The following is a 4,580-nucleotide window of genomic DNA, read 5'->3' as shown; positions in this document are numbered from 1 at the left end:
CGTCCCGGCCCGCGGTGCCGACCGCCAGTTCCAGGGCGTCACCCAGTGCGTACGCGCGGTCGGTGGCGGTGTAGGTCACGGGGCCCGTCCCCAGCACGCGCGCCTCGCGCCAGCCTCCGGCTGGGATCCGCACATAGGTGCCGGGCAGGACGGCGCGCCGTGTGGTGACCGGCAGCGGTGCGACGCCGAGCCCCTCGCTGCGGACCAGGGCCAGGCCGAGCGCGGGCAGCGGGGTCACCGCGTCCGCGGTCACCACGCACCGGCGGCCGGCCGCCGTGTGCAGCACGAGCCGGGGCAGACCGTCGACCGCCTCGTGAGCGGTGATCACCGTGCCGTGGTGATCGGCCACGAAACCGGTGCCGCGCGGCCGGCCGGCGAGGTCGTGCAGTCGGACCAGGACGTCGCACGGGCCCGGAGCGTCGTCCGGGATCTCCCGTTCGTGACGGGGTTCGTATTCGTAGGGGGACGGCATCGTCGAGCCTCCCGTCGCGCATCCGTGCCCTTGGCTGCGACAGTAGGGCCGAGATGATCAGCGGGACAGATCGCCCGGTGAACGCGCCCCCTTCCGCTCCCCCGGTTCACTCCGAGCGCCCGCACTTACGGGTGAACAGGCGGGGGCGGATGGATAACCCTAGGGGTGGGGGAACCGAGGGGGACCGTGGAGCGGCGTCATGTCCATCCCCGTGACGCCGCTCCACGGGCGGGTCCGTCGGCGTGTCAGCCGAAGACGGCCAGGCTCTTCGCCTTGCCCCGCTGCTCCTCGACGAGGGCCAGGAACCGGCGCTCGGGGCCGAACACGGCCACGGCTCCGGAGCCGGAGTACTCCTCGGGCATCTCGAGGCGCACCCCGTTGGTGAGCAGCTTGGCCCGCCGGTCGTCGACGTCCCAGCGCGGGAACGCGGCCGTGGCGGCCTCGGCGATCGGCATCACCGTCAGCTCCTGCTGGAGCTGGTCCAGCGTCTTCGCGGAGTCCAGCTTGTACGGCCCGACGCGGGTGCGGCGCAGTGCGGTGAGGTGCCCGCCGACGCCCAGGCCGGCGCCCAGGTCGCGGGCGAGGGCGCGGATGTAGGTGCCGGAGGAGCAGACGACCGACACCACCAGGTCCAGCACCGGGGTGCCGTCCTCGGCGACCGCCTCCCGGACGTCGTACACGGAGAACGAGGAGACGGTGACCGGCCGGGCGGGGATGTCGAACTCCTCGCCCTCCCGGGCCCGCTTGTAGGAGCGCACCCCGTTGATCTTGATGGCGCTGACCTTGGACGGCACCTGCATGATGTCGCCGGTCAGCCCGGCGACGCCGGCGTCGATGCCCTCGCGGGTGACCGCGGAGGCGTCGGTGGAGGAGGTGATCTCCCCCTCGGCGTCGTCGGTGAGCGTGTTCTGCCCGAGCCGGATCGTGCCGAGGTACTCCTTCTCGGTCAGCGCGAGGTGGCCGAGGAGCTTGGTCGCCCTCTCGACGCCGAGGACGAGGACGCCCGTCGCCATCGGGTCGAGGGTGCCGGCGTGGCCGACGCGCCGGGTGCGCGCGATGCCGCGCATCTTGGCGACCACGTCGTGCGAAGTGAAGCCCGACGGCTTGTCGACGATGACAAGGCCGTCGGGCGTGGTGGGCTTCCGGTTCATTCGGCGGTGTCGTCCGTCTCGTCGTCTTCCGGCTTGCGGTACGGGTCGGCCCCGCCGGCGTACGTGGCGCCCGCGGACGCCTCGCGCACCTTCGCGTCGGACTGGCGCGCCTTGTCGAGGAGGTCCTCGATGTTGCGCGCCGTGTCCGGGAGCGCGTCCATGACGAAGGCCAGGGTCGGCGTGAACTTCACGCCCGCCGCCCGGCCCACCTCGGAGCGCAGGACGCCCTTGGCGCTCTCCAGGCCCGCCGCGGCGGCCTTGCGCTCCTCGTCGTCCCCGTACACCGTGTAGAAGACGGTCGCCTCCCTGAGGTCACCCGTGACCCGGGTGTCCGTGATGGTGACGTGCGAGCCGAGCCGCGGGTCCTTGATCCCGCGCTGCAGCTTCTGGGCCACCACCTCTCGGATGAGGTCCGCCAGCCTTTTCGCCCGCGCGTTGTCGGCCACTGGTCCGTCTCCCGTTCTTTCCTGTCTGCGTATCTCTGGGCTGTGGTCGTCAGTCGTCTTCACCGTGGAAGCGCCGCCTGACGGACAGCAGTTCCACCTCCGGGCGCCCGGCGACCAGCCGCTCGCAGCGGTCCAGTACGTCGGTCAGGTGCCCCGCGTCGCCGGACACCATGGCCAGGCCGATGACCGCCCGGCGATGGAGGTCCATGTGATCCACCTCGGCCGCGCTCACCGCGTACTTGCGCTGGAGCTCGGCGACGATCGGGCGGACGACGGAGCGCTTCTCCTTCAGCGAATGTACGTCGCCGAGGAGGAGGTCGAAGGACAGCGTCCCCACATACATGTGCAACCGGTTCACCCGCCGGTACGGGATCGATGGCCCCGCCATCCGTGGTGGGCAGGGACATCAGAACCGTACAACGAAGGGTGCGCGGCGATCGACGGATATTGTGCTCCGCCGGCCGCGCCGCCGTGCGTCCGCGCACACACGCGCCGGCCGGCGGGACCCGGGTGGGTCCCGCCGGCCGGCACACACCGTGGGGTGTTACACCCGCGGCTTCTCGCGCATCTCGTACGTCGCGATGACGTCGTCGACCTTGATGTCGTTGAAGTTTCCGAGGTTGATACCGCCCTCGTAGCCTTCGCGGATCTCGGTGACGTCGTCCTTGAAGCGACGCAGACCCTCGATGTTGAGGTTCTCCGCGATGACCTTGCCATCGCGCAGCAGGCGCGCCTTGGTGTTGCGCCTGACCTCGCCGGAGCGGATGAGCACACCCGCGATGTTGCCCAGCTTGGACGAGCGGAAGACCTCGCGGATCTCCGCCGTGCCGAGCTCGACCTCTTCGTACTCCGGCTTGAGCATGCCCTTGAGGGCCGCCTCGATCTCCTCGATCGCCTGGTAGATGACCGAGTAGTACCGGACGTCCACACCCTCGCGCTCGGCCATCTGCGCGGCACGCCCGGCGGCGCGCACGTTGAAGCCGATCACGATGGCGTCGGAGCCCATCGCCAGGTCGATGTCGGACTCCGTGACCGCACCGACGCCGCGGTGCAGGACGCGGATGTCGACCTCTTCGCCGACGTCCAGCTGGAGCAGCGAGGACTCGAGGGCCTCGACCGAACCGGAAGCGTCACCCTTGATGATCAGGTTCAGCTGCTGGACCTCGCCGGCCTTGAGCACCTTGTCCAGGTCCTCCAGCGACACGCGGCGCGTGCGCTTGGCGAACGCGGCGTTGCGCTCACGGGCGGCGCGCTTCTCGGCGATCTGACGGGCCGTACGGTCCTCGTCGACGACGATGAAGTTGTCGCCCGCACCCGGGACGTTGGTCAGGCCCAGGACCTGGACCGGCGTCGACGGGCCCGCCTCGGCGACGTTGTTGCCGTTGTCGTCGAGCATGGCGCGCACGCGGCCGTAGGCGTCGCCCACCACCATCGTGTCGCCGACCCGCAGCGTGCCTCGCTGGACGAGGACGGTCGCCACGGCACCGCGGCCGCGGTCGAGCCGGGACTCGATCGAGATGCCCTGCGCGTCCTGCTCGGGGTTGGCCCGCAGGTCGAGCGAGGCGTCCGCGGTGAGGATGACGGCCTCGAGGAGGCTGTCGATGTGCAGACCCTGCTTGGCGGAGATGTCGACGAACATGGTGTCGCCGCCGTACTCCTCGGCCACCAGGCCGTACTCGGTCAGCTGACCGCGCACCTTGGTCGGGTCGGCGCCCTCGACGTCGATCTTGTTGACCGCGACGACGATCGGGACGTCGGCCGCCTTGGCGTGGTTGAGCGCCTCGACCGTCTGCGGCATGACGCCGTCGTTGGCCGCGACGACCAGGATCGCGATGTCGGTCGAGCGCGCACCACGGGCACGCATGGCGGTGAACGCCTCGTGACCCGGGGTGTCGATGAAGGTGATCTTGCGCTCTTCTTCGTTGACCTCGGTCGCGACCTGGTAGGCACCGATGTGCTGGGTGATGCCGCCGGCCTCGCCCGCGATGACGTTCGTCTTGCGGATGGCGTCGAGGAGGCGGGTCTTTCCGTGGTCGACGTGACCCATGACGGTGACGACCGGCGGGCGGACCACCAGGTCCTCCTCGTCGCCCTCGTCCTCGCCGAACTCCAGGTCGAAGGACTCGAGCAGCTCGCGGTCCTCCTCCTCCGGGCTGACGATCTGAACCGTGTAGTTCATCTCGCCGGCGAGGAGCTGGAGCGTCTCGTCGGAGACGGACTGGGTCGCGGTGACCATCTCGCCGAGGTTCATCATGACCGCGACGAGCGACGCCGGGTTGGCGTTGATCTTCTCCGCGAAGTCGGTGAGCGAGGCACCGCGCGACAGGCGAATGGTCTCGCCGTTGCCGCGAGGCAGCATCACGCCGCCGACCGACGGGGCCTGCATGGCCTCGTACTCCTGGCGCCTCTGCCGCTTCGACTTGCGGCCGCGACGCGCGGGACCGCCGGGACGACCGAAGGCGCCCTGCGTGCCACCACGGCCGCCGGGACCGCCGGGACGGCCGCCGAAGC

Annotated in this window: 5 protein-coding genes; all 5 read right to left on the bottom strand. The window is 70.6% G+C overall.

All coding sequences use genetic code 11. The features are described from left to right. Nucleotides 1-472: serine protease (locus B7767_RS08550; RefSeq protein WP_256923361.1), on the bottom strand; the 472-nt coding region annotated here is incomplete at its 3' end. A 245-nt stretch (nt 473-717) separates the two neighbouring features. Beyond that, nucleotides 718-1,623: a tRNA pseudouridine(55) synthase TruB gene (gene truB / locus B7767_RS08545; RefSeq protein WP_085571642.1), complete on the bottom strand. Its 906-nt coding sequence runs from the start codon at nt 1,621-1,623 to the stop codon at nt 718-720. Then, nucleotides 1,620-2,069 (bottom strand): 30S ribosome-binding factor RbfA, encoded by a 450-nt coding sequence (gene rbfA, locus B7767_RS08540; RefSeq protein ID WP_085571641.1) that lies wholly within the window; start codon nt 2,067-2,069, stop codon nt 1,620-1,622. The genes truB and rbfA overlap by 4 nt, the downstream gene beginning before the upstream one ends. A gap of 49 nt (nt 2,070-2,118) precedes the next feature. Next, nucleotides 2,119-2,412 (bottom strand): DUF503 domain-containing protein, encoded by a 294-nt coding sequence (locus B7767_RS08535; protein ID WP_030871751.1) that lies wholly within the window; start codon nt 2,410-2,412, stop codon nt 2,119-2,121. 201 nt (nt 2,413-2,613) lie between these two features. Further along, nucleotides 2,614-4,580: translation initiation factor IF-2 (infB, locus tag B7767_RS08530; RefSeq protein ID WP_085571640.1), on the bottom strand; the 1,967-nt coding region annotated here is incomplete at its 5' end.

Origin of the sequence: Streptomyces sp. 13-12-16, from assembly GCF_002114215.1 — a bacterium.
GTDB lineage: Bacteria > Actinomycetota > Actinomycetes > Streptomycetales > Streptomycetaceae > Streptomyces.
The sequence above is the reverse complement of the archived record's forward strand: the minus strand, read 5'-3'. Positions and strand labels throughout refer to the sequence as shown.

What these genes read in the sequence shown, in the direction of transcription:
- truB (WP_085571642.1), bottom strand. Translation starts at nt 1,623, where the DNA reads ATGAACCGGAAGCCCACCACGCCCGACGGCCTTGTCATCGTCGACAAG.
- B7767_RS08535 (WP_030871751.1), bottom strand. Translation starts at nt 2,412, where the DNA reads ATGTATGTGGGGACGCTGTCCTTCGACCTCCTCCTCGGCGACGTACAT.